Consider the following 25,446-nt stretch of genomic DNA (forward strand, 5'->3'; position numbering starts at 1 on the left):
GCAAGCGTAAGGCTTGCTGTTAAGTGACGGAGATATCAGATGAAACACCTAATTTTGACTTGCGCGATCATTCTGGGGGGTGCCGGTGCAGCTGCGGCGGATATGTCAATCAGCTTGCTTGCGCCGTGGGATGGCAAGAGTGTTCCCAAAGGTCAGCAATGTACACTCCATGGCGGCAATGGGGCGACACCGCCGATGAAGGTGACCGGTTTGCCCGCCGGTACCGTGGCGATCCTTGTGGAATATGATGACAAATCCTATCGTCCGCTTTCCAAGAATGGTGGACATGGTTCGTTGATCTATCCGGCGAAGGGAAACGCCGCGAATCTACCGGCGGTGCCGGGATTGTCGGGTAAGCTCCCGCATGGTGTGAAGGTTCACAAACCTGCGCGTGGAACGGGTAAATACGCTTCGAAGGGGTATTTGCCGCCATGTTCCGGCGGCAAGGGTAACAAATACACCGCGACGCTGAAAGCGATCAGCGCCAACGGCAAGACGCTTGAAAAAAAGACAGTGTCAATCGGCCGTTACTAAAGCCACGGGTCTTAGCCTAACGCAAGGGTTTGGCGAGGTGTTGCGCAGCATTTGAAGGTTGTGCGCGTCATGCCCAAAAAGCGTGATTGACGCTTTGAACGTGATGCTTTTGGCTTTCCGGTAAGATCTGGTTTGGAACGAAAAGGCCCTGACGCTTTGTCAGGGCCTTCTGTTTATTATCGCGTGATGCGCTGGATTGGCTCAGTTTTTGGCTTTATCGACCATCTTGCCTGCCGAAATCCAAGGCATCATGGCGCGCAGTTTTTCACCGACCTGTTCGATCTGATGCTCGTCGTTCAGACGGCGCGTGCCTTTGAAGAAGGGCTGACCGGCTTGGTTTTCCTGCATGAAATCGCGCACGAATTTGCCGGTCTGGATGTCGCGCAGAACCGCCTTCATCTTCGCTTTGGTCTCGTCATAAGGCAGGATACGCGGGCCGGAGACATATTCGCCGTATTCGGCAGTATTGGAGATCGAATAGTTCATGTTGGCGATGCCGCCTTCATAAATCAGATCAACGATCAGCTTCACTTCGTGCAGGCATTCGAAATAGGCCATTTCCGGCGCGTATCCGGCCTCGACCAAGGTTTCGAATCCCATACGGATTAGTTCGACCAGCCCGCCGCAGAGCACAGCCTGCTCGCCGAAGAGATCGGTTTCACATTCTTCACGGAAGTTGGTTTCAATGATGCCTGAGCGCCCGCCACCAATGGCTGAGCAATAGGACAGACCGATTTCCAGCGCCTTGCCGGTGGCGTCTTTGTCGACCGCGACGAGGCAGGGTACGCCGCCGCCTTTGACATATTCGCCGCGCACCGTGTGGCCGGGGCCTTTGGGAGCCATCATGATGACGTCGACGCCTTCTTTCGGCTCGATCAGGCCGAAATGCACGTTGAGGCCGTGGGCGAATGCAATCGCGGCGCCTTCACGAAGGTTGTCATGCACGTATTTCTTGTATGTTTCGGCCTGAAGTTCGTCGGGCATGGTGAACATGATCAGATCGCACCAGGCGGCGGCCTCTGCGATGCCCATCGTCTTGAGTCCTTCGCCTTCGGCCTTGGCGGCGCTGGCCGAACCTTCACGCAGCGCGACGACGACGTTCTTGGCGCCGCTGTCGCGCAGGTTGAGCGCGTGGGCGTGGCCTTGCGAGCCGTAGCCGAGAATGGCGACTTTCTTGTCCTTGATCAGGTTAATGTCGCAATCACGATCATAATAAACGCGCATGTCAGCGGTCCTTCATTTTGGGTTGGTTGATCTTTGAGCGCACCATAGAGGAATTGTTGCGAGAGAAATTTCTGAAATTGTTGTGAATGTCACTAAGATGAAATATCAATGCTGAATTATTAGAATATGAGAGTAATTCATGCTTGATGATACAGACCGTCGAATCCTGCGCCATATGCAGGCCGATCCAGCGCTGAGCAATGCCGATCTGGCCGAGCTGTGCGGGCTGTCGGCGGCGAGTTGTTGGCGTCGGGTGGAAAAGATGCAGGCGCGCGGGATCATCGAGGGGCAGGAGGCGATCATTGACTGGCATGTGCTGGGATATTCGGTGGAGGTTTCCTTGCGCGTCACGCTCGACAAGACCGAAGGTCGGGCGTTTGATGAATTCACCGCTGCCGCGTGCGAGGTCGCGGAAGTGATTGAAATTCAGACTTTTCTTGGTCGGGTTGATTTGCGCCTGTCGGTTATTGCGCGCGATATGGGGCATTATCAACAGATTTATCGCAGCCGCATCCTAACCCTGCCGCATATCGCAGATATCGAGGCGTTGATGCATGTGGCGCGGATCAAGGATGTAGAGGCGCTTCCGGTATGAGCGAGAGCGTGGTTGATCTGGATGCGCAGGATCGTGCTATCCTGCGCGAATTGCGCCGGGATGCGACGCAGAGCGCGGGCGCGATGGGGCGCAAGCTGAACCTGTCGCAACCGGCGGTGTGGCGGCGGATCAAGCGGCTAACCGATGTCGGCGTGATCAAGGGGCGGCGGTTGGTGCTGAACAGAGAAAAGTTGGGCTTTGGGGTGACTGTTTTCCTTGGTGTGAAATTGGCCACCAAGGGCCGTGTGAGCCTTGAGGATTTTGAGCGAGCGGTTACAGCTATTCCCGAAGTGCAGACGGTGGAGCATGTTCTGGGGCTGTATGATTACCGTTTGCGAATAGTGGCACGCGATATTCCTGATTTTGAGCGCGTGTTGCGACGGCGGATCATGACCTTGCCGGGGGCGGGAGATGTGGAGTCCAATGTCTTGTTGAGCGAGGAGCGCTTGCTAGGGCCGATTAGCGGTTAGCAGGGCTTTGCATTTGGCGCCCAACCAGAGTAGCCCTATGGCCACGCTTGGATGAGGAGAACCGCCATGACTGCACTGCTTGATACTGTTGATCCCGATGGACTTTTGGAATTTTCGGTGGTGTTCACCGACCGTTCGCTGAACCATATGTCGGCGGCGTTTCAGGGTGTCATGCGCGACATCTCGGGGATGTTGAAAGAGGTTTACAACGCAGATGGTGTGGCGCTTGTGCCCGGCGGTGGCACCTATGGCATGGAGGCGGTGGCGCGCCAGTTTGGCCATGATGCCCATGCAATGATCGTGCGCAACGGTTGGTTTTCCTATCGTTGGAGCCAGATTTTTGAGGCGGGTGATTTCACCTCGCAGACCACGGTTTTCAAGGCGCGCCAAACTGGAAACGATGCGCGCGCGCCGTTTGCACCGGCCCCCATTGAAGAGGTGACAGCAGCCATTCGCGAGGCACGGCCAGATGTGGTGTTTGCACCGCACGTCGAGACCTCGGCGGGGCTGATCCTGCCGGATGATTATCTTACGGCACTGGCAACGGCAGCGCATGAGGTGGGAGCGTTGATGGTGCTTGATTGCATTGCAAGCGGCACTGTCTGGGTTGATATGAAGGGCGCCGGGGTCGATGTGCTGATCTCGGCACCGCAAAAGGGTTGGTCGGCGTCGCCTTCGGCGGGGTTGGTAATGATGTCGGACAAGGCGTTGGAACGGTTGGAGAATACCAATTCGGATAGTTTTGTGATCGATCTGAAGAAATGGTATTCGATTATGCAGGCCTATGAGAATGGCGGCCATGCGTATCATGCGACCATGCCGACCGATGCGTTGCGCGCGTTCCGCGATACCATGCTTGAAACGCGTGAATATGGGTTTGAAAAATTGCGCGAGGCGCAATGGGCCTTGGGCAATGGTGTGCGCGCGATGCTGGCGGAAAAGGGTGTCAAATCGGTGGCGGCCGACGGGTTTGGGGCGCCGGGTGTTGTGGTGAGCTATACGTCTGATCCCGAGATCCAGAATGGTAAGAAATTCACCGCGGAAGGGATGCAGATCGCTGCCGGGGTGCCACTGGCCTGTGATGAACCGGAGGGATTCAGCACGTTTCGGTTGGGGCTGTTCGGGTTGGACAAGCTTTATGATGTGCCTGCGACGCTGGGGCGGCTTGAGGCGGTGTTGAACAAGGTGCTTTGAGCGCTCTTATCCACGGGTGCCAAGGCCGAGTTGCATCATCGTCTTGCGCACTTGTGGTAGCGAATAAATCGCGTTGAGGCCGAGCGCGCGCAGGTCGCGTAGCGGGTGGGCCTCAACCATCGAAGCGCGGTTGAGCAGATCAATTCCTGTGACGCGGGCGCGCACCTCGAAATGGCGGCGGCGGTGATAGGTTTCCAGCATGGCGTGATTGCCCAGGTCTGGTGGATTGGCCAGTGCCAGATCGAGCAATACGCGCATATCTCCCAAGGACATGTTGAGCCCTTGTGCGCCAATGGGGGGCACCACATGAGCAGCTTCGGCCACAAGCGCCAATCGCTCGGATGACATTCGTTCGGCCAATTGGCTGATAATGGGCCAGCTGGTGCGTCGTGACTCCAGAGTGAGCGGGCCAAATAGGGCGCAGGACCGTGCGGTCATCTCGGCCTCGAATTCGGCTTCATCGAGCGCGGCGAGACGCTGGGCCTCGGCGGCGCGCTCCATCCAGATGACAGCCGAGGAGGGCAAGCCGTTGTAATCGGGCAGGGGCACAAGCGTGAATGGGCCACCGGAGCGGTGAATCTCGGTCGAGACATTGTTGTGCGGAATTGGATGGGTCACCGCGAAGGCCAGTGCAATCTGTCCGTAGCGAGTTGTTTTTACAGGGATGTGTGCGGCTTCGCGCATTGGGGAATTGCGGCCATCGGCGGCGATTATCAGCCGCGCTCGCAGGGTTTCGCCATCAGAGAGATGTACTCTCGCCTCTCCTGTGCGGGTAAAAAGACGGGTAGTAGCGACGCCGGGGCGGAAATCGACATTTGGGAGTTGGTCAAGCCGCGCCACCATCTCGCGCCGCAAGAGCCAGTTGGGCAGGTTCCATCCAAACGGTTTATCGGATATGTCAGAGGCGTTGAATTCGCGGCTGAGGCGAGGCTCTGGGGTATCGCCGCCGGCATCGACGATGCGCATGACTTGCAGGTCGGCGGCATAGGGCGCAAGACGCGCCCACAACCCGGCATGATCGAGCAGCGCTTGTGCCGGTTGCAGGAACGCTGTGGTGCGCAGATCAGAACCTTGCGCATCGCGCTCGGTGATCGGCGGGGCGGGGTCGACGCATATCACAGAAAACCCGGCCGTGCCGAAGATTGCCGCCGCCGCAAGCCCGGCCACACCCCCGCCAGATACCAGAATGTCGATTTCACCAGTGCTCATTTCTGTGCCCCTTTTCTTGCGAGCAGCCTATGCCGTAGGCTTGGGGAAAGCCAAGTGGCATCGGGTTTTGAAGGATGGCTAATTCTATCCTCGGGCCATGGCGATGAGCGCAATGTAGATTACGGGCACCAACGCTACGGCGGGTAAATAGAGCGCGGGAACACCCCATGCGAAGATCGCCATCCCCCAAGCGACGAGCACCATCAGAACTGCGAAAATGATCTTTGCCGCGAGAGCGTTTTCGGCTTTGTCGTCGGCGCTGTGCGGGGTATCGGAATCGGGTGTGTTGGCTGGGGTCATGAGCACGTTCTCCGTTGGGTTGGGTCTTGGGCAGGCTTATAAACCAACACGTATTGCTTCTGAACGTGAATCCCAGATGCATTTTGCCGCATCTGGGTGGGTTTTCTGGCTCCGGCCGGGTTAGTCTGTCAGCCGGGTAATAAAATCAGTGAGATCAACCGTATGGTGATGGATATGTGCCGCCGCTTTGGCCGCGGGGGCGACATGAACGGTGCACATGCCCAATTGGTGCGGGACGGCGAGGTTGCGCGGATCATCTTCGAACATCGCACCTTGCGAAGGTGTCAGACCATCGCGGGTAAAGACGCGTTCAAATGCACGGGCATCGGGCTTGGGATGAAAATCGGCATGTTCAACGCCATAGATCGCATCGAAAATGCCCGAGAGACCACGCGCCGCGATCACCCGTTCGGCGTAGGGGGCTGAGCCGTTGGTGTAAACGATCTTGCGCCCCGGTAGGGCCGCGATCCCTTGGCGGAGCTTGGTGTCGGCTTCGAGATGGTCGAGCGAGATTTCATGAACATGCGTCAGATAGGGCGTGGGATCGACATCATGTTCCTGCATCAGCCCGGCCAGCGTGGTGCCGTATTTGTGCCAGTAATGCTTGCGCAAATGATCGGCGCGGGGACGGTCTATGCCCAAGGCATCCATCACGTATTGCGTCATCCTGACTTCGATCTGATCGAAAAGCCGCGCTTGTGGCGGGTAAAGCGTATTGTCGAGGTCAAAGACCCAATATGTGACATGAGAGAAGTGCGATTTTGGCATGGACCAAGCCTAGGACGGGTTGGGCTGTGGTGCAATGGCGCAGTCTGCGGGCATAGGGCTTGAAGCATGGACCGTTTAGGGGTCTAGTCGGGCCGGGGAATACAAGGGATTGAGATGAAAGAGGCCAGATCAGCGCAGAAAGACGCCTATTCGCTCTTGTTGGAGGCGATCGACGTAGGAGAGTTTGAGCCGGGAGATCGGTTGGTGGAGAGTGATCTGGCGGAGAAATTCGGCGTGTCGCGCACGCCGATCCGCGAGGCGTTGCAACGGCTGGAAACTCAGCAACTTCTGACCCGTGACGGGCGCAGTCTGATCGTGGCGTCGCTGGATCACAACCAGATGGCCGAGCTTTATGTGGTGCGCGCCGAGCTGGAGGGATTGGCTGCAAGGCTGGCGGCGAAACATGCCACCGATGAAGAGGTGCGCGTGCTGCGCGAGATGGTGGCAGAGGACAAGAAGTTGACGGCAGATGCTGCGGCGCTGGCGCGGGCCAATCGGCGGTTTCATCGGCAATTGCATCTTGCGTCGCATAACCGATTTCTGGTGCAACAGCTTAACCTTGTGCATCAGTCCATGGCCTTGATGGAGACCACATCTCTGGCTGTCGAAGGGCGCGGCGAAACGGCGATGGATGAGCACGCCGCAATTGTCGCCGCGATTGAGGCGCGTGACGAAGACCGCGCGCAACGCGCCCTCAAAGATCACATTTCACAGGCTTTCGTGACCCGGCTCAAGCTCGATGCGCGGGCTGTCGAAGGCTAGGGCGTTGGCGCTGTCGAGGGAATGACCGTGTTGGGTCTTGTCCCAGAAGAACGGCTGAAACACCAATTCGAAAAGCGCCTTGTAAGCTGCGATGGCGCCGATCGGATAATAGAAATGCAGTGTCGGCACCCAAGCCAGAAGATGCCGGTGTTTCGGGCCAGACACGGCAGTGGCGTTGACCAGGATGGTGATGACCTCGACCAACAGGAAGAACAGCCCGAAACCCAGCAGAAACGACCGTGGCATGAGCGGGTCGAGCGGGTGTGGCAAGCCCAACAGAACCAGCCAGAAAGACCATAGAAACGGCGCAAGAACGAATTGCGACAGGGCGGTAATGAAATGCGCCTGAAAGCCCCAGAACTTCAGGTGCCCCATCTGTTGATAGAACTTGAGCGGGTTTCGCATGTGCACGAGGTAAGTGACCATATAGCCTTTGAGCCAGCGTGAACGTTGGCGCACCCAAGGCCAGAATCGGCAATTTGCCTCTTCGCCGGTCGTGGTGGTGATCATTTCGGTTCGGTAGCCATGGCGCGCCAGTCGGAAGCCGAGATCGGCGTCTTCGGTGACGTTATGCGCATCCCAACCGCCCAAGATTTCAAGCACGTCGCGGCGAAAAAAGAGCGTGGTGCCGCCCAGCGGAATAGCCAGCCCGAGCCGCGCCATACCAGGCAGCATCAGACGGAACCATGCGGCGTATTCCACCGTGAAACATCGCGCCAACCAGTTCTGTCGGCTGTTATAGTAATCCAGCACGCCTTGCAGACAGACGACGTCTTTGGGCACCTGCGCGAAACGTTCGACCACGCGGTCGATCTGATCGGGGTCGGGGGCGTCCTCGGCATCCCAGATCCCGACGATATCGCCATCGCAGAAATCGAGCGCATAGTTCATTGCACGTGGTTTCGTCTTGGGCACGCCTTCGGGCACTTCGACCACACGGATCCAGGGTGGCAGCGAGCAGCCGTCGATGGTTTGCCGTGTGAGCGCGTCGTTTTCCTCGAGTACCAACACCACATCGAGCAGTGGTTTGGGGTAGGTCAGTCGGCTCAGGCGGGCGACAAGATGCTGAGCGATTTCGGTTTCCTTGAAAAGCGGCACCAGTACCGAAACGCGCGGTTGTGCGCTTTGGCTGGCTGGCGGCGCGAGGCCGGGTTGGGCACTGGGAGCGGACATATGCGCGACATAGGACGCAAGCCGCAAGCCGGCCGCGACAAGCAGTGTGAAACTGGCCCAGAGTGCGAGGGCGGCAAAGACATAGGTGGGCTGCCAGAGAGTGAGGGCGAGGAGCAGTGCGACGCCCAGCAATGTGAGGCCGAGACGGCGACGTCCGGCGGGTTGCCAATTGCGGCAACTTTCAGAGATTGGCACACGCGCCGAGGCGTTTGCGGTAAGCGTTTCGCGGTGGATTCGCGCCAGTTCAGACTGAATATCACAGGCCGGGGCGAGGACGAGCTCGGCCTGCGGCGCACGCTCACCCATGAGGCTGAGAACGTGGGTGAAATCCTCGAGTCGAGAGGCCACAATACGCAGGCTGGTGCCATCGGCAGAACGGCGCCAGGCCAGGACACTGTGGTTGAGGCAGAGCCGCAGCGGGATCAGCTTGGCAAGCTCGGGGGTTGCTGGGGCGCGGGCAAGATCGACACGGGGCAGGCCGTGGAACCGCGACAGGGCAGTTATCATCTCATCGGCGCTGAACTGACCTTCGGAAATCAGGATGCGATCAAGTGAGGTCCGGCAGTTGGCTTGAATGTTGCGCGCCTCAAGAAGCGCGCTGGCAGTGATCAGGCCGGAACCGAGGAGATAGCGGCCGAAATCATCGCCGGTTTGCCGCCCGTCGGGAAGATGACGCGCTTGCTGCATTGGTTTTCCTAACCCTTGATCCACCCGGAGGTGGGATTGTCCCAAGGGTTAGAAAGCCTTCAAGTTTGTTAAAATTTGGTTAAATTCTGACTGGGTTACGTCGGGCTTACCTTACGTAAAGGTTAATGCAACTTAACCTACTCACCCTGAGATAAGGAAAAAACGCGCTCAGGCGGCGCGTTTTTCCATTTCTGCGGCAAAACGCTCAAACAAATAGAAGCTGTCTTGCGGGCCGGGAGACGCTTCGGGGTGGTATTGCACCGACCAGACGGGGCGGTCTTCAATCCGAATACCGCAATTGCTACCGTCAAAAAGTGAAACATGTGTTTCCAGCACGCCCGCGGGCAGGCTTTGACTATCGACCGTGAAGCCGTGGTTCATCGAGGTGATCTCGACCTTGCCAGTTTCCAGATCCTTTACCGGATGGTTGGCGCCATGGTGGCCGTGATTCATCTTGACCGTCTTGGCACCCAGCGCGAGCGCCAGCATCTGATGGCCGAGGCAGATACCAAAGACCGGCACATCGGTGCGATCCAGAATGTCGCGGATCATCGGCACGGCATAAACGCCGGTGGCCGCCGGATCACCGGGGCCGTTGGAGAGGAACACGCCATCGGGGGAATGCGCCAGGACTTCGTCGGCTGTGGCGCTGGCGGGCAAGACGGTGACATCGCAGCCCACGGATGCAAGGCAGCGCAGGATATTGCGCTTGGCACCGTAATCGATAGCCACGACCTTGTATTTCGGCGCGTCCTGGCGCGGATAGCCATCGGGCCAGGCCCAACGCATTTCATCCCAGCGATAGCTTTGCGCACAGCTTACTTCGGCTGCGAGATCCATGCCTTCGAGCCCGGCAAAGCCGCGCGCGGCAGCGACCAGTGCTTCGATGTCGAACTTGCCTTCCGGGTCGTATGACAATGCGACATGCGGCGCGCCCTGTTGGCGGATCGCGCGGGTCAGACGGCGGGTATCGACGCCGCCGATGGCGATGCGCCCGCGTGCAGCCAGCCAACCCGAAAGCGGCTCGGCGGCGCGCCAATTGCTGGGCTCGGTCGGATCCCATTTCACCACCATGCCCGAGGCCACGGGATCGCCGGTTTCGTCATCGTCGGGGTTGACCCCGACATTGCCGATATGGGGGAAAGTGAAGGTCACGACCTGTCCGGCATAGGAGGGATCGGTCATGATTTCCTGATAGCCGGTCATGGCGGTATTGAAACAAAGCTCGGCGGTGGTCATTCCGGTGGCTCCAAAGCCATGGCCGAAAAACAAGGTGCCGTCAGCCAGCGCCAGGCAGGCGGTGGGGCGATTATGGTTGTCGAGCGCCATGCGAGTCTCTCCGGGGGAATTTGGCGGAACCTAGGCCCGGACCCCGTAAGCGTCAAGGGGGCAGGGGGTTTGGATTGAGCATGTCGGGCTTTTGGAAAGGCATAGGGGGCATGATCGGCAAAACGCCTTTTTTTGCTCTGGATTTGACGCGAATTGGCGTCGGGTGTCGTAGCGTTATGGGCGCGCGCGCAAAACTTGCATGACGCGGCCCCATTGGGTAAGGATCGTAATTCTTGCAAACCATAAGGCTGGTAGAGATGGATCTTAGAGAGCGCATCTTTGGCGCATTGAAACAGGCGATGAAGGATAGGGCAGTTGATCGGCTGTCGACCCTTCGTTTGATCAATGCCGCGATCAAGGATCGCGAAATCGCGGCGCGCAGCGAAGGCAAAGACGGCGGGGTCGACGATACCGAGATTTTGGCAATCCTTGGCAAGATGGTGAAGCAACGCCAGGAAAGCGCGCGTGCCTATGAAGAGGGCGGGCGGCTGGATCTGGCCGAGCGCGAACGCAATGAGATCGTGATCATCGAGGAATACTTGCCGCGCAAGCTGTCGGATGAGGAAGTTCAGGCGGCAGTGAGTGCAGCGATTTCCAAGGTCGAAGCCAGTTCGATCCGCGACATGGGCAAGGTGATGGGCGAGTTGAAATCGCAGTTCACCGGCCAGATGGATTTCGGCGCTGTCGGCCCGATGATCAAGGAACGCCTGAGCGCGTGATCGCGGCGTGACGTGTGACGTGTGGCGGGGTGAAACTCTGCCCTGCGCCAGTATCGAGCGCGCGCCGGGTGTTGCCGGGTGGTGCACCGTCCCGACAGGTTAACCGCTTTTGTCCGGTCAAAACCACTGTATGACTCCCGGCTGACATCCGGCTGACTCCCGGCTGTCGTCTGACATTCACAAATCATTAACGAAAAGCCTGAAACCAGCGCGCGGTGGTGTTGCGCGTGCGGTGCCATTTGCATGGGCACCGTCACGGTGGTCTCAGGCGTCGTTAATGCAAGATTGATAGCTCCCTTTCCTGTCCGGGCGGTTGTGCTGCGGGACGTGATGGAATTTGCAACAAGCAACCCTCTGCGCCCGCCGCAGGGTGTGGAAAGGGAACCTTATGAACAAGGCGATTACCGATGGTGTGGTCTTTATGCCGCCCGCATTCGCGAACGGACTTGATGTATGGTCGCGCCAGGATGGCACGCCAGGCTCGGACACTTACGAAAATGCGATGAACGCGGCCTTTGTGGTTGCGGATCAGGACTTCGCCGGTTGCATGGAATTGCAGAAGGTCGATGCCACGCAAAAGCTGCGCTATATGGGCGAAACGCCGCTGTTGCCGGGCTGTTACCTGCGCATCACCGCGCGGGTTAAGGCGATGAGTGGCAACCTGCCCGCCGTGCGCATCGCGGCCTGGGCCGGGGGCGCGGGCGGCGCGCATGTGCCCGGTTTGATCGAAACCGGGCCTGCCACGGTATTGTCCAGCTATGGCGAGGTTGTCGAGGTGAGCGCGATTGTCGGTGCGGGCCGACGTGGCGGGGTCGATATGGTGTGGGGCGCGGCGGCGCTCTATGGCCATTTCGGGCTTGATCTGAGCGGACCGTCGGGCGGGATCGTGCGGATCGACGACATTGTCATCGAGGATATCACCAGCGCCTTTTTGCGCGACATGATGGGAACGGTGGATGTGCGTGATTATGGCGCGCTGGGCGATGGGGTCAGCGACGATCTGGCCGCGTTCGAGGCGGCGGATGCGGATGCGGCAGGGCGCACTGTGGTGGTCCCTGCGGGGGTTTATCACCTGGGGGAGTCCATGACATTCGAGAGCCGGGTGCAGTTTGAGGGCACGGTCACGATGCCTGATACGGCGGTGTTTTCGCTGACCCGGAATTTTGATCTTCCTGCCTATATCGACGCATTCGGCGATGATGTGTTGGCCTTCAAGAAGGCGTTTCAATCGCTCTTGGGCGGGTCGGGGCATGAATCGCTTGATATGGGCGGGCGCGTCGTCGTGGTATCCGAGCCGATTGATTTGAGTGCTGCGGCGCCCAATCGCACCACCTATGCCACCCGCCGGGTGATCCGTAACGGGCAGTTTGATGCGCGTGACACTGCCGCCTGGGATGAGGATGTGGTGACCAGCGTGGCGAGCTATTCCCCCACTGACGGGCGCAAGCTTTCCGGGGTGGTGAATGTTGCCAATATCGCGGTGGGATCTTTGGTTGAAGGCACGGGCGTGGGCCGCGAGGTCTATGTGCGCGCGAAGAATGTGGCGACGCAGGAGATCACGCTCAACTGTGAGCTTTATGACGCCGATGGCACGCAGAATTTCACCTTTCGACGGTTCAAATACCTGCTTGATTTCAGCGGGTTTGCGCGGATCGACAAGCTGGGTCTGACCGATATCGAGTTTCAGTGCGGCGGGCGCTCAAGCGGTATCATGCTGGCGCCCACGGGGGTGGCCTTTCGGATCAGCGATTGTTTCATCACCCGGCCCAGGGATCGCGGGATCACCAGCCCCGGCGAGGGGTGTCAGGGGCTGACGGTAGATCGCTGTCAGTTTTTGTCGGAGGAGACCGGGGTGTTGGCGCAGAACCGCCGCTCGATTGTGATGAATACGGCGGGCAGTGATGTGAAGCTGCGCGACAACCGCTCGACGCGGTTTCGCCATTTTGCGGTGATGGCGGGCACCGGGTCGATCATCACGGGCAACCATTTCTTTCAAGGGGATGATGCGTCAAACGGGCTGCGCATGGCGGGGATCGTGTTTACCGCGCCCAACACGCGCGCGATTGTGAATGGCAATTATGTCGACAATTGCTTCCTTGAATGGACCAACGAGCACGACAACGCGCCGGAATATTCCTCGGAATTGTCGTTCAGCCAATTGAATGTCAGCGACAACGTGTTTTTGACCAGCCATGTCGCGCCGTGGTTCTCGTTCATCGTGGTCAAGCCCTATGGTGCGGGGCATTACCTTAATCATGTGGTGGTGCAGGGCAATCTGTTCCGCACCATCGGCGGCAATATCGAGCGGGTCGAGCGCGTGGATACCAGCTTTGCCGATCTCAATTATGATCGCACCGTGAACGTGACCTTTAGCGACAACATGTTCAAACTAATCGACAATCCGGCGTCCAATCCGCTGTTGGTGAACCACAGCCAAGCCAGCGCGGCGCAGGTCTGGACGGTGAATTGCGCGCCCAACCTGCCGTTTGGCGGCTACGCACGCAATGTGGAATCGGTGCAGCCGATTGGCGCGATCTTGGACGCTGCGGGTGCGGTGCGCCATGTGCAGCCCTACGTGAACCTCAAAAAGGGGGAGAATGACGACCAGATCGAGGTTGTCTGGGATCAGGCGTTGCGCGGCGAGGTGGCCGTGAAGGTGCGCATGGACTGAGGGCAGGTTTGGTTTGGGTTTGAATGAAGGGAAGGGGCGCCTCGTAATGGGCGCCCTTTTGGGTGGTGTGGCGGAGGGCGTGGGCGCGGCAGCCTGTGGGTTTAGCCGGTTTTGGCGTGTGCCGGCGCAGATGCGGGAATTGGCGCGCTGGGCTGTTGCTTCCGGGCTTTCACCGAGTCGATGTAGTGTTCGCCCCATTGGCTGATCGCTTCAATGACCGGCGCGGTGCTTTTGCCGATGTCGGTCAGGGAATATTCGACCTTGGGCGGGACGGTGGCATAGGGGACGCGATTGACTATGCCATGCTCTTGAAGATGTTTGAGTTCTTTTGTCAGCATACGGGTGGAAATTCCGGGGATGGCGCGTTCAAGTTCTTTGAAGCGCAGGGTTCCGCGGGATGACAACACATAGAGGATGGCGAACTTCCAGCGGCCTTCCAGCATGCTCATCGCGAGGTGGAAGGGGCATTGAATGAAGTCTTCAAACGTCTTTTCTGCCATGTCTTTCCCCTTGTTTCATGCATTACTTACATTTCGGTTCCTAGGAACCAATAGTGTGCCTTCTTGCGAAGGTAAAGCTTGGGCGTCATGTTGTTGGGTGTCAACCAATAGGGAGAGGCAAATGCCCAGCAAAGATTTAGTGGCAAAGTTTATTGAGGCCATGCGCGTGTCGGATGTTGAGACGCTGGACGCGATGACAACTGATGATTTTAGCTGGTGGATTGCCGGGAAGCCGGACTATCTGCAAACGGCGGGGGAGCACGACAAAGCGTTCTTTATCGGCTTTTTCGGCAGCGGCGGTGACATGTTCCCGAATGGGGCGGATTTTGCGGTTACGGGTATGATTGCCGAAGCCGACAAGGTTGCGGCGGAAGCGCATATGAAGGCCACGACGGCGATGGGAAGCGTTTATGACAACCTTTATCATTTCGTGTTTGAGATTGCGGATGGGCGTATCAAGCGCATGAAGGAATACATGGATACCCACCATGCCAAGGTGACTTTCGGACTATGAGGCGGGGCAGCGAAGAGAGCGTGATGGATATGAAGCAGAAAACGGCATTGATAACGGGGGCCAACACCGGGTTGGGGTTTGAGATGGCGCGCGCGCTTGCCAAAGAGGGCTTGCATGTCGTTGTGGCCGGGCGCAGCCGCGACAAGGTGAGCGGTGCGATTGAAAAGATTGCCAGCGAGGTTGCGGGTGCGTCATTGGAGGCGGGGATTGTTGATCTCAACAGTCTGGCGTCGGTCAAGGCGTTTGCGGAAGGGTTTTGCGAGGGGCACGAGCGGCTTGATATCCTGATCAACAATGCCGGGGTCATGGTGCCGCCTGCGGGGCAGACGGAAGATGGGTTTGAGACGCAATTCGGGGTGAATTTCGTCGCGCATTTCGCGCTGACGGGGCATCTGTTTGATCTGTTGAATGCCACGCCGGGGGCGCGGGTTGTTTCGATGTCGAGCATTGGGCATAGGGGCGCGGCGATTGATTTTGACAATCTGCGGCTGGAAAAACCTTATGACCAGTGGCGCGAATATGGTCAGAGCAAGCTGGCCGATCTGATGTTTGCGCTGGAGCTGGATCGCAGGTTGCGCGCGAGCGGAAGCGGTGTTTTGTCGCTTGCGGCGCATCCGGGGGTGAGCCAGACGGAGTTGACGCGCAATCTGGGCCATATCCCGGCGGATATTACGATGATGACCCCGGCCGAGGGGGTGGCCCCGGCGCTGGTTGCGGCGACGTCGCCCGATGTGGCCGGTGGGCAGTATTGGGGACCGGATGGTCCGGGGGAGCGGGCGGGCAAGCCCGGTCTTGCCGTGGTCGATCAGGCGGCACTTGGAGAGGGTGAGGCGGCACGGCTTTGGGCGTGGGCTGAAGACGCCACGGGGCTAAAGTACCCCGGCTAGGGTTCGTCAGCGCAAGATGTCAGAAATCGCGCCAGAAGCTTGCCAGCACACCGAACTGATCGCCGCCCGTGAGGTCGGCGCTCAGGCCCAGCTCAATATGGCCGAATTTGCCCAACCGCATCACCAGCGAGGGGGCGAAGCGCGCGAAAGGCGGGTCGCCGTAGCTAACCCCGGTTTGGAGTTGGAAGATGGATTTGAAGCGATCACCGTGATTGAAGCCGAGCGTGAAGTCGGCCTTGTAATCAGTGCGCCGTGAGGTGAGGCGAATTTCAGCAACGCTTTCGATGGAGATCCAGCCGCTTTGGCCATTCCGAAAGCTGAACCCGTGACCATAGCTCAGGCCTGGTCGCAGCGCAGCTTCGCCGGCGATGCGCCCGATGCCGAGTTCGGCGGCGACGATATGACCGGGGGCCAATTCGCCCAACGGGCGGCGCAGGAACAAGACGGCCTTGGATGCGCCCGATACGCCATGGCCGATATCCAGCCCCAGCGTCAGATCCTGGCCGAGCCCGTATTCGAGATAGGTGGTGGAATAGATCGAATAGGGCCCCGCGGCGCGGTTGGCAGATACCCGGGAGGTGGACGAGATGAAACCGTGCCCCTTCTCGCGTGGCCATGCCCCGGCAGCGAGCGGCGCGGGTGCCCAGATGATCAACACCAGGCAGAGCGTCGTCAGGGCCGCCCGCCAGAGGCGAAATGGGGTCGCGGGGCGACTCATGCACCGGCCTTTCCTTGTTCGGGCGCGTTGAGCATTCGAACCCAGCCAACCGGGGAAAGGCCACACGCCCGAAGTATTTGAGCGCTGAACGCGTTTGGTCACACGCCCTGAACCAGACGTCGGTCGGGTGGTTCGGACATGTCTGGCGTTGATGGTATCTTAGACTTGGTAAACGAGAGGTTAACGAAACCGGGCAATCTGGGGCGAGGGGGGATGCGTCACCGGCGCAACAAAGAGGTGTTTCACAGGCGACAGCAATCTATTAGTCTTGTTCCTGAGACGCGCAGATTGAGGAAGTCAGAGATGCCGAAGATTGCCAAGAACAACACGTTCCAGACCGTGATCACCACCTTTGAGATGACCCCCGGCACGGCGCAAGACCTGATGGAAGCGTTAAACACTGCCTATGACGAATTCATCTCGAAACAGCCCGGATTCATCGGCGCGGGGCTGCATATCAACGACGCGCAAACCCGGATTGCCAACTATTCGCAATGGGAGCGACGCGAGGATTTTCAGGCGATGCTGCGCACGTCGGAGATGCGCGAGCGCAACCGCAAGATCGCCGAGATGTGCAAGAGCTTTGAGCCAGTCATGTATGACGTGGTCGCGTCTTACGACTGAGAGTGCGGCTTTAGAGAAGCCACTCGATCGGCAGAACGCCGATGAGTGCGACTGAGACTTGTTGCAGCCGAGTTGCCTCGGGCTCTTCCTGATAGGTGATTTGTTTGCCGTCTGCGTCGGTCTCGTGCCAAACCATCTTGCCCTCGGGGGTAAGGTTGGGGCGGTAGCTGACATTGTCGATCTCGGTATCGAAACTCTGACTGAGGCGGCGGGCCAAGTGGGGGCTGTCGATCAGGAAGCCCATTTCGCAATTCAACATGGCCGAGCGCGGATCAAAATTGAATGAGCCGATGAAAATCCTGGTGTCATCGACCGCGAAGGTTTTAGCATGCAGGCTGGCGCCGGAAATGCCGAAGGGAAGGATCTTTTGGTCCGCCACAGTTGCGCCGTTGGCGTGCCGTTTGAGTTCATAGAGCGCGACACCGGCTCGCAGCAGCTTGCGGCGATATTTGGAATATCCGGCGTGGACCAGCAACACATCGGTGGTACTCATCGCGTTGGTCAGAATCCGCAGCTCTACCCCGTTCTGCGCAAGATCGGTGAGCAGTCGTGTCCCCTGGACTCCGGGAACCAGATAGGCCGTCACCAGATCGAGCCGCGCCGAGACTCCGCCGAGAATCTTGCCCAGCCGGGTGATCATCAACTGGTCGCGACGGGCGGTGCCCTGGCCCTTGACCGGATCGTCGGCGACAAGCTCTACATCGGTCCATTCCAGATGATCGAGGTCGGGCAGGTAGCGCGCGATGTCGCTCTGCGCGTCCTGCAGTACATCGGCGGCTTCGGGGCTGTTCTTGACGGTTTCAACACGGGTGAGAAACCCGGCCATGTCGCCGGGGGCCTTGATGATGCGCTCGACCTCAAATGCCGAGGCGCTGTTCCAGTATTGATCGAACACCTCAGCGGTTTCGGGAACGATAGCGCCGGTGGCTAGAACATCCATGTCGAAAAAGAAGATCTCGTTGCCGAGCTGAAAATACTCGTCGCCGATGTTGCGCCCGCCGACGATTGCCACGGCGCCATCGACGATCAGCGACTTGTTGTGCATCCGGCGGTTCATCCGCATGAAATCGAACGAATAGCCGAGAAGTTTGAACCTGCGCACGGTGGAGGGGTTGAACAGGCGGATCTGAAAGCGATCCTGATCGTTCAGCGCGGCCATGAAGGATTCGAGCCCGTGCACGCCATTGTCATCAAGCAGCAGGCGGATGTGAACGCCACGCTGCGCCGCACGCCACAGCGCTGCAAGCAACAGGATGCCGGAGGTGTCATCGTGCCAGATGTAATATTGCGCATCTATGGATTGCTCGGCGGCGTTGATCAGGGCAAGGCGGCTGGACAAGGCATCGCGCCCCGAGAACAGAGGTGCGACGCCGGACTTGCCGGGATGAGCATTGGCACTTCTCTGCATGAGGCGGCCCAGCCGGGTATTGTCGCGAGCGGGCGCGGCTTGGCTCGGGCTGCGCCCGGAAACGTCGGGCAGCGGAAACAGCAGCCGGGCAAGGGCGATCGCCGCCACAACGGCGACGATGAAAACCCCGAGAAATTTGGCGACGACAAGCATGGCTAAGGCTAGCGCGCCCGCATATGCGTGGCAAGGAAACGAAGCACTGATGGCGGGCGGTATCGGTGACGAGGTGCGTGCCGGACGGGCAGGGCGCGGGCAGTGGCCAGATGCGCGCGAAACGCATGACTTGCATCAATGTGGTTTGGTCACACATGATGCAATATGTGGCCAACAGCAGAAGGAGTGGCGCGATGTATTCCAACATCATGGTTCCGGTTTCATTCGATGGGGATCGCAATGCGAGTGAAGCGGTTCGCGCAGCGCGCACGTTGGCGGCGGACGGCGCGACGATTACCCTGTTTCACGTTATTGAGCAGATACCGGCCTATGCGCTGACCCAGGCCTCGACGGGGTATCTCGAACAGGCGCGCGAAGCGGTGCAGGCCGGGCTCGACAAGCTGGCCAAAGATCTGCCGGATGCGCGCACTGTCGTGATCGAAGGTCATGCCGCGCGCGCGCTTTTGGACTATGCAAACGAAAGGGCGGTGGATTGCATCGTGATCGCCTCGCATCGGCCGGGATTGCAGGACTATTTTCTCGGCTCGACCGCGGCCCATGTAGTGCGCCATGCCCGCTGTTCTGTGCATGTGTTGCGTTGAGGGCGGGCGGGTGCCAAAACGTTTCGAGGGAAACATGAGTTGCGGGTGTGTTGCCAAGCGCCAACCACATCATCCGGTTTAGCGCGTTTTGTGGCAGGTCGAATTTCAACCTGGTCGCGAAACGCATTTGAGAACGGCAAGAGTCAAACAGACAAGATGTCAAAGGAGAAACGACATGTATAAGAACATACTGGTACCGATTGCGGCGGATCACGACCCGAGCACCGAAGGCGTGCTTGAAGTGGCGCGGGCGCTGGCGGCGGACGGGGCCAAGATCACCACGTTGACCGTGATCGAGGCGATGCCGGGCTATGTCTCGGCGCATTTACCGGAAGGGCAGTTGGAAAAGACCTTGCGCGATGTCGAGGCCGCGATGAAGGCCGAGATCGGCGCAGCATCGGACATATCGGTCAAGGTGGTTGAGGGCCACTCAGCGCGCTCGATCCTGGATTATGCCGACAGCGCGAAGGTGGATTGCATCGTGATGGCCTCGCATCGTCCCGATATCACCGATTATTTCCTCGGTTCGACGGCGGCGCGCGTGGTGCGTCGTGCCAAATGTGCGGTGCATGTGCTGCGATAAGAAATGCGCGGGGTGGGCAGATTGCCCACCCTTTGCCCCGTGATCGGGGTGTTGCGGCAGGCCGGGGCGCTTCCCATATCAGAAGGCCATAGTAAAGGAGCCTGCCGATGAAGTGCCCGATTGACGATGAAACCCTGGTGATGACGGAACGCCATGGCGTCGAGATAGATTATTGTCCGCGCTGTCGGGGTGTCTGGCTGGATCGCGGCGAGTTGGACAAGATCATCGACAAGGCGGCGGGCGCGATGGCGCTGCCTGATCCGGCACCTGCGCCACCTCCTGCACCTGAAGCACCAGGCGCGGCACCTGATCCGCAGGTCTGGCGCGAGCCATATCGCGAAGCGGAGCGCGGGAAGGACAAGCGCTATCGCGGGCGCTATTCGGATGATGACGATCATCGCTATTCGCGCAAGAAGCGGCGCAAGTCGATCCTGGCCGAGATTTTCGATTTCGACTGACTGTGGGCGCATTGGGCCGGGCCGTGGTATCATCATGGCAGGGTTTGTGGATTTTAACGGGGCGTGCAAGGGTTGCTGATATGCCCTGACAGAAGGACGGCCCGATGAGCGAGAAACCTGTGATCGGCGCGCAATTGAGCGTGCTGGATCTGGACCGGCACCGCGATTGGTTATTCGAGAAGAACCGCGATCTGGAACTGCCGGAATTCTGCATGGCGGATATTTTGCGCAACCCGCAGCCGTTTATCGACATGGCCTTGGCGAAGCTGAAGGGGTGGAACGGGCGGCTGGGCATACATGGGCCGTTTTCGGGGTTTGAGCTGAACGTGAAGGACCGCGAGGTGCGCGGCGTTGTGCGGGCGCGGCTGGATCAGGCGTTGGAGGTCTGTGAGCGGTTAAATGCGCGCCAGATGGTCATTCATTCGCCTTATGATGCCTGGGATGCGAACAATCTTGATAATGGGCCGAAGGATCGCGCGAAGTCTGTTGCGGCGATCTTGGAGACGTTGGGGCCGGCGTTGAAGCGGGCCGAGGCGGCGGGCGTCGAGATGGTGGTGGAGAACATCAAGGATACAGAGCCTGCGTTGCGGCGCGCGGTGGTTGAGGCGGCGGATAGCGCGGCTTTGCGGCTGTCGGTTGATACGGGTCATGCGGAGTGGGCGCATGTTTCGGCGGGAGCGCCGAGCGTGGCGGAGTTTGTGACGGACGCCGGGGAAATGCTGGGCCATGTGCATTTGCAGGATGCGGATGGGTTTGCCGACCGGCATTGGGTTTTGGGGGAGGGCTCGATTGATTTTCCGGCTGTGTTTGCGGCTTTGGGTGCGTTGGACGTGGCGCCGCATTTGATTGTGGAGATCAACGATTTTTCACGCGTGCCGGAGTCTGTGGCGTTTCTGGAGCGGTTGGGGTTGGGGGAGTAGGGTTGTGCATCGGGGGAAACCCACCCTATGAGTGGCACACTACTCCGAAAAGAGCCTTTTCAACGCAACTCTCGGCAATAGGAATTGTTGAATCGTCAAGCGAATGAGTGCCGTGAGTTTTGGATTTGTCGATCACCCGTGCTATTTGACAATGCGTATGTAGGACGGAAGACGTTTTCCTTTGAGCCTCTGAGAGGCGTCTTCTTTTAGGAATCTGCTTCTTGCGGAGTCGAGTATTTCAGCAAGCTTTTCGACATAGTGTCTTGACAATTCATCTACAGTTTTTTCGCTCAACCCATCTTTTAAATACCCTTCGAAGTCCATAAACCTCTGTTCGACCTTTCCGATTTCTGTTGGTAAGTCGACATAATATGTTAGTTCATCACCGTTTGGCAGCTTCTTAGTCCAGCCTGTGCCTCCTAACCTATCGCCAATCACGAACCCATCAGCCCAAGGCGGTTGTTTTTCGACATTTTTCATCGTTTCTGGGGTCAATGCCCGTATCTGACAGCTACTTGAAACGCCTAGCTTTCCTTGTTTTTCAAGTTTGTTTCGTGCTTCCAAAAAGAACTTAAAGGCAGGGTCTTCTTTCATTTCACTTTGCTTAACTGCGTACCATTCGTCAAACTCAGGCTCTTTTCCCCTTAGGTTCTGAATTACGAATGTGACCGACCGCCCAAAGACAATCAAATTCCGCAACCCAAGATTTCTTGTTCGGGCATTAGTGCTTTCCAAATCGCTCAACCCGGCTTCCGCTGCGAAAAGCACCTCTTCAGCTCGGCGCAATACTTCTTCGGTTTCAGAACGATTTTTCGACACTTCACCTCCCCCTCCGCTTCACATTCCCACCATGCTGCCCGGCCCGGCCTGCCGTTGAACGCCCGCGCGATCCAACCGCCGCCTCTGACGCCTTCTCGACCGCATATTGCCGCGCGAGCGGATCATCGGCCACGGCCAGATCCACAGCCTCAAGCCGTCTGACCTCGTCACGTAACCGGGCGGCTTCTTCGAACTCGAGGTTCTCGGCGGCTTTGCGCATGTCGGTGCGCAGGCCTTCCAGAACCGCCTGCAAGTTCGCGCCGTGCAAGGGTTTGTCGACCTTGGCGGTGACGCGGGACATGTCGGTGTCGCCCTTGTAGAGGCCCGAGAGCACATCCTCGACGTTTTTCTTGATCGTTGCGGGGGTGATGTTGTGCTCGATGTTATAGGCCTCTTGCTTGGCGCGGCGACGGTCGGTCTCAGAAATGGCGCGCTCCATGGAGCCGGTGATACGGTCGGCATACATGATGACGCGGCCTTCGGCGTTGCGCGCAGCGCGCCCGATGGTTTGGATGAGCGAGGTTTCAGAACGCAGGAAGCCTTCCTTGTCCGCGTCAAGAATGGCGACGAGGCCGCATTCGGGGATATCGAGGCCTTCGCGCAGAAGGTTGATGCCGATGAGGACGTCAAAGGCACCGAGGCGCAGGTCGCGCAGGATTTCGATGCGTTCGAGCGTGTCGATATCGCTGTGCATATAGCGCACGCGGATGCCCTGTTCGTGCAGGTATTCGGTGAGGTCTTCGGCCATGCGCTTGGTCAGGGTGGTGCAGAGGACGCGGAAACCTTTTTCGGTGACGTGGCGGATTTCGTCGAGCAGATCGTCAACCTGAGTTTCAACCGGGCGGATTTCGATTTGCGGATCGATAAGGCCGGTGGGGCGGATGACCTGCTCGGTGAAGACACCGCCCGCTTGCTCCAACTCCCACGCTGAGGGGGTGGCGGAGACGAAGACGGATTGCGGGCGCATGGCGTCCCATTCCTCGAACTTCAGCGGGCGGTTGTCCATGCAGGAGGGCAGGCGGAAGCCATGTTCGGCGAGGGTGAATTTGCGCCGATAGTCGCCTTTATACATGCCGCCGATCTGGGGGACGGAGACGTGGGATTCATCGGCGAAAACGATTGCCGAGTCGGGGATGAATTCAAAGAGGGTAGGGGGCGGTTCGCCGGGGGCGCGCCCGGTCAGGTAACGCGAATAATTCTCGATTCCGTTGCACACGCCTGTGGCTTCCAGCATTTCGAGGTCGAAATTGGTGCGTTGCTCAAGCCGTTGGGCTTCGAGCAGTTTGCCGTCACCGACCAGTTGATCGAGGCGGGTTTTCAGCTCTTTCTTGATGCTTTGGATCGCCTGCTGCATCGTTGGTTTGGGCGTGACGTAGTGAGAATTGGCATAGACGCGGATTTGATCGAATGTGTCGGTTTTTTCGCCCGTCAGTGGGTCAAATTCGACAATGGATTCAAGCTCTTCGCCAAAGAAGGAAAGCCGCCATGCGCGGTCTTCGAGGTGGGCGGGGAAGATCTCAAGACTGTCGCCGCGCACGCGGAAGGAGCCGCGCTGAAACGCCTGGTCATTGCGTTTGTATTGTTGCGCCACAAGATCGGTGATCACACCGCGTTGGTCATATTGTCCGCCGACTTTCAAATCCTGGGTCATGGCGCCGTAGGTTTCGACCGAGCCAATGCCGTAGATGCAGGACACCGAGGCGACGATGATCACGTCGTCACGTTCAAGAAGTGCGCGCGTGGCCGAGTGGCGCATGCGGTCGATCTGTTCGTTGATCTGGGATTCTTTCTCGATGTAGGTGTCAGAGCGCGCGACATAGGCTTCGGGTTGGTAATAGTCATAAAAGCTGACGAAATATTCGACGGAATTCTCGGGAAAGAAGCTTTTCATTTCGCCGTAAAGCTGGGCGGCGAGGGTCTTGTTGGGGGCGAGGATGATTGCAGGGCGCTGGGTTTCTTCGATCACCTTGGCCATGGTGAAGGTCTTGCCGGTGCCGGTGGCACCGAGAAGGACTTGGTTGCGCTCGCCTGCCTTGATTGCTTCGCTCAGTTCGGCAATCGCGGTGGGCTGATCGCCGGCGGCTTCAAATTCGGTATGCAGAACGAAGCGTTTGCCGCCTTCAAGTTTCTGACGTTGTTTCACGTCGGGCGCCGGGGCGTGCATCATCGGCGCGGATTTGTCGGAATGGACGTGGGGCATTGGGCTCTCCGGGGCTGAGCCTTTAGATTTGATCACATTTTGTTCTTGTTCAAGGGGGGTGCAGCTATTGTGCTGACAAACTTGGCAGGAAGGGTTGGATTTGGTGAGTTGGCTGTTTCTGTTCCAGCGGTGCGTCGCGCTGTAACAGGGAGGACGCAAAGAGCGGATTGCGCCAGAAGCGTGCGAAGAAGAGGCTGGCGTCATGCCGTTCCGATTTCGTGTTACTGATCGCAACAGTTTGTTTTTATTCATGCAACACCCGATGTGGTGACGTAAACGGGACGAAAATCAGGTTGCAGCTTACCCTACGTAAACAGTAAGATGGAAACAACAAGCAGTGAGCTTGGTTGTCTCAGGGCCGTCACCCCACCCCCTCGTTCCCCGCGGTTCAATGTCAATCAATGCTTGCTGCTTGGGCTTTTAGCGAAACTTGCGCAAAACACCTGTGTGCGGCGTAATTGCGCCTTGCCGTGCGGGCGGCGTCGGGGTTAAACCGGGGCTGAGCGAGATTTGGAGACCTGCCATGCCTGCACGTATTTTTCGGCCCGCGAGAACCGCGATGTCCTCGGGGACGGCAAAAACCAAGTTCTGGGTTCTGGAGTTCGCCCCATCGGAGCGGCGCAGTATCGACCCGTTGATGGGCTGGACCTCGTCCGGGGACACGCAGGCGCAGGTGCGGATGAAATTCCCGACGAAAGAGGCGGCTCTGGAATATGCCGCCGAACACGGCATCGACGCAGTTGTTTCCGAGCCGCACAAGCGCAAGGCCAATATCCGGCCCGGTGGCTATGGCGAGAACTTTGCCACCAGTCGGCGTGAGCCTTGGTCGCACTGAGTTCTGATCGCTCTATTGCCCTGATGACATGGATTGTGACGGTCGGCGCAGGCCCGGCGCTTGAAGTGCTTGCCAATGCGAAAGCGAGTTGGCAAAAGGGCGCACAGCGGTCCCGTAGCTCAACTGGATAGAGCACCTGACTTCTAATCAGGATGTTGGGGGTTCGAGTCCTCCCGGGATCGCCAATTTTTGGATCAAAGTTTTTGTGACCGTTGTGGCCCCATGGAATCGCCTCATTTTGAGGCGGCTTTTATTTTCATGGGTGGTGCGACTCATCTTCGAATCTCGCGGTCTGCAAGGTAACTCGGCGCGGCGAAAACATCACTTGAATAGAAGAAAACCCTTCCGTGAAGGCTCCACTGTCAGATGTATGTCAAGAAGCGAGGTTCACAAAATTGTCTAACACCCATATCCAATTGGACAAAACCATCCCAATGACTTGATTTCTAGGGGACAATTTGAGGGTGGTGGCGGACCGAGGAGGATTCGAACCCCCGACCCCCTGATTCGTAGTCAGGTACTCTATCCAGCTGAGCTATCGGTCCGTGAGGGCTTGAGATAGCCGCAAGGGAAACGCTTGGCAAGAGGCA

General features: G+C 58.5%; 26 protein-coding genes and 2 tRNA genes. 16 read left to right on the forward strand and 12 right to left on the reverse strand.

Going from position 1 to position 25,446, the window contains the following annotated elements; translation table 11 throughout:
* The first annotated feature begins 39 nt into the window (after positions 1 to 39).
* Complete coding sequence (locus LZG00_05450) at positions 40 to 534, forward strand: hypothetical protein (GenBank protein MCF3593439.1); 495 nt, start codon at positions 40 to 42, stop codon at positions 532 to 534.
* 201 nt (positions 535 to 735) lie between these two features.
* Here LZG00_05450 and ilvC read toward each other — a convergent pair whose 3' ends face one another.
* Positions 736 to 1,758 carry a ketol-acid reductoisomerase gene (gene ilvC, locus LZG00_05455; protein MCF3593440.1) on the reverse strand — a complete coding sequence of 341 codons (1,023 nt, stop codon included), beginning with the start codon at positions 1,756 to 1,758 and terminating at the stop codon, positions 736 to 738.
* 139 nt (positions 1,759 to 1,897) lie between these two features.
* Here ilvC and LZG00_05460 point away from each other — a divergent pair, with 139 nt between their 5' ends.
* The 3 genes from LZG00_05460 to LZG00_05470 all read left to right on the forward strand — a co-directional run bounded on the left by LZG00_05460 (position 1,898) and on the right by LZG00_05470 (position 4,017).
* A complete protein-coding gene (locus tag LZG00_05460; GenBank protein ID MCF3593441.1) occupies positions 1,898 to 2,353 on the forward strand; it encodes an Lrp/AsnC family transcriptional regulator in 456 nt (151 codons plus the stop codon).
* Between the two features lie 8 nt (positions 2,354 to 2,361).
* Complete coding sequence (locus LZG00_05465; GenBank protein MCF3593442.1) at positions 2,362 to 2,823, forward strand: Lrp/AsnC family transcriptional regulator; 462 nt, start codon at positions 2,362 to 2,364, stop codon at positions 2,821 to 2,823.
* A 66-nt stretch (positions 2,824 to 2,889) separates the two neighbouring features.
* A complete protein-coding gene (locus LZG00_05470) occupies positions 2,890 to 4,017 on the forward strand; it encodes an aminotransferase class V-fold PLP-dependent enzyme (GenBank protein ID MCF3593443.1) in 1,128 nt (375 codons plus the stop codon).
* Between the two features lie 6 nt (positions 4,018 to 4,023).
* Here the strand turns inward: LZG00_05470 and LZG00_05475 are convergent, their stop codons facing one another.
* The 3 genes from LZG00_05475 to LZG00_05485 all read right to left on the reverse strand — a co-directional run bounded on the left by LZG00_05475 (position 4,024) and on the right by LZG00_05485 (position 6,294).
* On the reverse strand, positions 4,024 to 5,226 hold the full coding sequence (locus LZG00_05475; GenBank protein MCF3593444.1) for a UbiH/UbiF family hydroxylase: 1,203 nt from the start codon (positions 5,224 to 5,226) through the stop codon (positions 4,024 to 4,026).
* Positions 5,227 to 5,310: 84 nt separating this feature from the next.
* Complete coding sequence (locus LZG00_05480; protein MCF3593445.1) at positions 5,311 to 5,526, reverse strand: hypothetical protein; 216 nt, start codon at positions 5,524 to 5,526, stop codon at positions 5,311 to 5,313.
* A 120-nt stretch (positions 5,527 to 5,646) separates the two neighbouring features.
* Positions 5,647 to 6,294, reverse strand: coding sequence for a pyrimidine 5'-nucleotidase (locus LZG00_05485; GenBank protein ID MCF3593446.1), 648 nt, complete (start codon positions 6,292 to 6,294; stop codon positions 5,647 to 5,649).
* A gap of 114 nt (positions 6,295 to 6,408) precedes the next feature.
* Here LZG00_05485 and LZG00_05490 point away from each other — a divergent pair, with 114 nt between their 5' ends.
* Entirely contained in the window at positions 6,409 to 7,056 is a 648-nt protein-coding gene (locus LZG00_05490) for a GntR family transcriptional regulator (GenBank protein ID MCF3593447.1), read from the forward strand.
* Here the strand turns inward: LZG00_05490 and LZG00_05495 are convergent.
* Entirely contained in the window at positions 7,003 to 8,916 is a 1,914-nt protein-coding gene (locus LZG00_05495; protein ID MCF3593448.1) for a glycosyltransferase, read from the reverse strand. The genes LZG00_05490 and LZG00_05495 overlap by 54 nt on opposite strands.
* Before the next feature lie 168 nt (positions 8,917 to 9,084).
* The gene (gene carA, locus LZG00_05500; protein MCF3593449.1) at positions 9,085 to 10,245 is read right to left on the reverse strand and encodes a glutamine-hydrolyzing carbamoyl-phosphate synthase small subunit; all 1,161 of its coding nucleotides are present in this window, start codon (positions 10,243 to 10,245) and stop codon (positions 9,085 to 9,087) included.
* A 257-nt stretch (positions 10,246 to 10,502) separates the two neighbouring features.
* Between carA and LZG00_05505 the strand changes: the two genes are divergently transcribed.
* Together LZG00_05505 and LZG00_05510 are read left to right on the forward strand one after the other, a co-directional pair.
* Positions 10,503 to 10,964 carry a GatB/YqeY domain-containing protein gene (locus LZG00_05505; GenBank protein ID MCF3593450.1) on the forward strand — a complete coding sequence of 154 codons (462 nt, stop codon included), beginning with the start codon at positions 10,503 to 10,505 and terminating at the stop codon, positions 10,962 to 10,964.
* A gap of 388 nt (positions 10,965 to 11,352) precedes the next feature.
* Positions 11,353 to 13,635 carry a right-handed parallel beta-helix repeat-containing protein gene (locus tag LZG00_05510; protein MCF3593451.1) on the forward strand — a complete coding sequence of 761 codons (2,283 nt, stop codon included), beginning with the start codon at positions 11,353 to 11,355 and terminating at the stop codon, positions 13,633 to 13,635.
* Between the two features lie 101 nt (positions 13,636 to 13,736).
* Here LZG00_05510 and LZG00_05515 read toward each other — a convergent pair whose 3' ends face one another.
* Entirely contained in the window at positions 13,737 to 14,135 is a 399-nt protein-coding gene (locus tag LZG00_05515) for a helix-turn-helix transcriptional regulator (GenBank protein MCF3593452.1), read from the reverse strand.
* A 121-nt stretch (positions 14,136 to 14,256) separates the two neighbouring features.
* On the opposite strand from LZG00_05515, the gene LZG00_05520 reads away from it, so the two are divergent.
* Both LZG00_05520 and LZG00_05525 read left to right on the forward strand, forming a co-directional pair.
* The gene (locus LZG00_05520; protein ID MCF3593453.1) at positions 14,257 to 14,649 is read left to right on the forward strand and encodes a nuclear transport factor 2 family protein; all 393 of its coding nucleotides are present in this window, start codon (positions 14,257 to 14,259) and stop codon (positions 14,647 to 14,649) included.
* 23 nt (positions 14,650 to 14,672) lie between these two features.
* Entirely contained in the window at positions 14,673 to 15,536 is an 864-nt protein-coding gene (locus LZG00_05525) for an oxidoreductase (protein MCF3593454.1), read from the forward strand.
* Between the two features lie 19 nt (positions 15,537 to 15,555).
* Here LZG00_05525 and LZG00_05530 read toward each other — a convergent pair whose 3' ends face one another.
* Positions 15,556 to 16,254, reverse strand: coding sequence for a hypothetical protein (locus tag LZG00_05530; GenBank protein MCF3593455.1), 699 nt, complete (start codon positions 16,252 to 16,254; stop codon positions 15,556 to 15,558).
* A 303-nt stretch (positions 16,255 to 16,557) separates the two neighbouring features.
* Between LZG00_05530 and LZG00_05535 the strand changes: the two genes are divergently transcribed.
* Positions 16,558 to 16,878 carry an antibiotic biosynthesis monooxygenase gene (locus tag LZG00_05535; protein MCF3593456.1) on the forward strand — a complete coding sequence of 107 codons (321 nt, stop codon included), beginning with the start codon at positions 16,558 to 16,560 and terminating at the stop codon, positions 16,876 to 16,878.
* A gap of 10 nt (positions 16,879 to 16,888) precedes the next feature.
* Here LZG00_05535 and LZG00_05540 read toward each other — a convergent pair whose 3' ends face one another.
* Complete coding sequence (locus LZG00_05540; protein ID MCF3593457.1) at positions 16,889 to 18,439, reverse strand: phospholipase D family protein; 1,551 nt, start codon at positions 18,437 to 18,439, stop codon at positions 16,889 to 16,891.
* Positions 18,440 to 18,633: 194 nt separating this feature from the next.
* Between LZG00_05540 and LZG00_05545 the strand changes: the two genes are divergently transcribed.
* From LZG00_05545 to LZG00_05560, 4 genes are all read left to right on the forward strand, one after another.
* Positions 18,634 to 19,041 carry a universal stress protein gene (locus LZG00_05545; GenBank protein MCF3593458.1) on the forward strand — a complete coding sequence of 136 codons (408 nt, stop codon included), beginning with the start codon at positions 18,634 to 18,636 and terminating at the stop codon, positions 19,039 to 19,041.
* A gap of 175 nt (positions 19,042 to 19,216) precedes the next feature.
* Positions 19,217 to 19,624, forward strand: a complete 408-nt coding sequence (locus tag LZG00_05550; GenBank protein ID MCF3593459.1) for a universal stress protein — start codon at positions 19,217 to 19,219, stop codon at positions 19,622 to 19,624.
* A 107-nt stretch (positions 19,625 to 19,731) separates the two neighbouring features.
* Positions 19,732 to 20,082 carry a zf-TFIIB domain-containing protein gene (locus LZG00_05555; protein MCF3593460.1) on the forward strand — a complete coding sequence of 117 codons (351 nt, stop codon included), beginning with the start codon at positions 19,732 to 19,734 and terminating at the stop codon, positions 20,080 to 20,082.
* Between the two features lie 104 nt (positions 20,083 to 20,186).
* Positions 20,187 to 21,002 (forward strand): sugar phosphate isomerase/epimerase, encoded by an 816-nt coding sequence (locus tag LZG00_05560; protein MCF3593461.1) that lies wholly within the window; start codon positions 20,187 to 20,189, stop codon positions 21,000 to 21,002.
* Between the two features lie 141 nt (positions 21,003 to 21,143).
* Here LZG00_05560 and LZG00_05565 read toward each other — a convergent pair whose 3' ends face one another.
* Together LZG00_05565 and uvrB are read right to left on the reverse strand one after the other, a co-directional pair.
* Positions 21,144 to 21,821: a hypothetical protein gene (locus tag LZG00_05565; protein MCF3593462.1), complete on the reverse strand. Its 678-nt coding sequence runs from the start codon at positions 21,819 to 21,821 to the stop codon at positions 21,144 to 21,146.
* A gap of 1 nt (position 21,822) precedes the next feature.
* Positions 21,823 to 23,985, reverse strand: coding sequence for an excinuclease ABC subunit UvrB (gene uvrB / locus LZG00_05570; GenBank protein MCF3593463.1), 2,163 nt, complete (start codon positions 23,983 to 23,985; stop codon positions 21,823 to 21,825).
* 559 nt (positions 23,986 to 24,544) lie between these two features.
* Here uvrB and LZG00_05575 point away from each other — a divergent pair.
* Positions 24,545 to 24,856, forward strand: a complete 312-nt coding sequence (locus LZG00_05575) for an ETC complex I subunit (protein ID MCF3593464.1) — start codon at positions 24,545 to 24,547, stop codon at positions 24,854 to 24,856.
* A gap of 108 nt (positions 24,857 to 24,964) precedes the next feature.
* Positions 24,965 to 25,041 (forward strand) — tRNA-Arg (locus LZG00_05580).
* A gap of 283 nt (positions 25,042 to 25,324) precedes the next feature.
* Here LZG00_05580 and LZG00_05585 read toward each other — a convergent pair.
* Positions 25,325 to 25,401, reverse strand: a tRNA-Arg gene (locus LZG00_05585).
* Between the last annotated feature and the right edge of the window lie 45 nt (positions 25,402 to 25,446).

It is taken from the genome of Rhodobacteraceae bacterium LMO-JJ12, from assembly GCA_021555075.1.
Lineage (GTDB): Bacteria > Pseudomonadota > Alphaproteobacteria > Rhodobacterales > Rhodobacteraceae > JAKGBX01.

Bases quoted from the DNA above. Each gene is read 5' to 3' on its own strand.
- LZG00_05450 (MCF3593439.1), top strand. From the start codon at position 40: ATGAAACACCTAATTTTGACTTGCGCGATCATTCTGGGGGGTGCCGGT.
- ilvC (MCF3593440.1), bottom strand. From the start codon at position 1,758: ATGCGCGTTTATTATGATCGTGATTGCGACATTAACCTGATCAAGGAC.
- LZG00_05460 (MCF3593441.1), top strand. From the start codon at position 1,898: ATGCTTGATGATACAGACCGTCGAATCCTGCGCCATATGCAGGCCGAT.
- LZG00_05470 (MCF3593443.1), top strand. From the start codon at position 2,890: ATGACTGCACTGCTTGATACTGTTGATCCCGATGGACTTTTGGAATTT.
- LZG00_05475 (MCF3593444.1), bottom strand. From the start codon at position 5,226: ATGAGCACTGGTGAAATCGACATTCTGGTATCTGGCGGGGGTGTGGCC.
- LZG00_05480 (MCF3593445.1), bottom strand. From the start codon at position 5,526: ATGACCCCAGCCAACACACCCGATTCCGATACCCCGCACAGCGCCGAC.
- LZG00_05485 (MCF3593446.1), bottom strand. From the start codon at position 6,294: ATGCCAAAATCGCACTTCTCTCATGTCACATATTGGGTCTTTGACCTC.
- LZG00_05490 (MCF3593447.1), top strand. From the start codon at position 6,409: ATGAAAGAGGCCAGATCAGCGCAGAAAGACGCCTATTCGCTCTTGTTG.
- LZG00_05495 (MCF3593448.1), bottom strand. From the start codon at position 8,916: ATGCAGCAAGCGCGTCATCTTCCCGACGGGCGGCAAACCGGCGATGAT.
- carA (MCF3593449.1), bottom strand. From the start codon at position 10,245: ATGGCGCTCGACAACCATAATCGCCCCACCGCCTGCCTGGCGCTGGCT.
- LZG00_05505 (MCF3593450.1), top strand. From the start codon at position 10,503: ATGGATCTTAGAGAGCGCATCTTTGGCGCATTGAAACAGGCGATGAAG.
- LZG00_05510 (MCF3593451.1), top strand. From the start codon at position 11,353: ATGAACAAGGCGATTACCGATGGTGTGGTCTTTATGCCGCCCGCATTC.
- LZG00_05515 (MCF3593452.1), bottom strand. From the start codon at position 14,135: ATGGCAGAAAAGACGTTTGAAGACTTCATTCAATGCCCCTTCCACCTC.
- LZG00_05520 (MCF3593453.1), top strand. From the start codon at position 14,257: ATGCCCAGCAAAGATTTAGTGGCAAAGTTTATTGAGGCCATGCGCGTG.
- LZG00_05525 (MCF3593454.1), top strand. From the start codon at position 14,673: ATGGATATGAAGCAGAAAACGGCATTGATAACGGGGGCCAACACCGGG.
- LZG00_05530 (MCF3593455.1), bottom strand. From the start codon at position 16,254: ATGAGTCGCCCCGCGACCCCATTTCGCCTCTGGCGGGCGGCCCTGACG.
- LZG00_05535 (MCF3593456.1), top strand. From the start codon at position 16,558: ATGCCGAAGATTGCCAAGAACAACACGTTCCAGACCGTGATCACCACC.
- LZG00_05540 (MCF3593457.1), bottom strand. From the start codon at position 18,439: ATGCTTGTCGTCGCCAAATTTCTCGGGGTTTTCATCGTCGCCGTTGTG.
- LZG00_05545 (MCF3593458.1), top strand. From the start codon at position 18,634: ATGTATTCCAACATCATGGTTCCGGTTTCATTCGATGGGGATCGCAAT.
- LZG00_05550 (MCF3593459.1), top strand. From the start codon at position 19,217: ATGTATAAGAACATACTGGTACCGATTGCGGCGGATCACGACCCGAGC.
- LZG00_05555 (MCF3593460.1), top strand. From the start codon at position 19,732: ATGAAGTGCCCGATTGACGATGAAACCCTGGTGATGACGGAACGCCAT.
- LZG00_05560 (MCF3593461.1), top strand. From the start codon at position 20,187: ATGAGCGAGAAACCTGTGATCGGCGCGCAATTGAGCGTGCTGGATCTG.
- uvrB (MCF3593463.1), bottom strand. From the start codon at position 23,985: ATGCACGCCCCGGCGCCCGACGTGAAACAACGTCAGAAACTTGAAGGC.
- LZG00_05575 (MCF3593464.1), top strand. From the start codon at position 24,545: ATGCCTGCACGTATTTTTCGGCCCGCGAGAACCGCGATGTCCTCGGGG.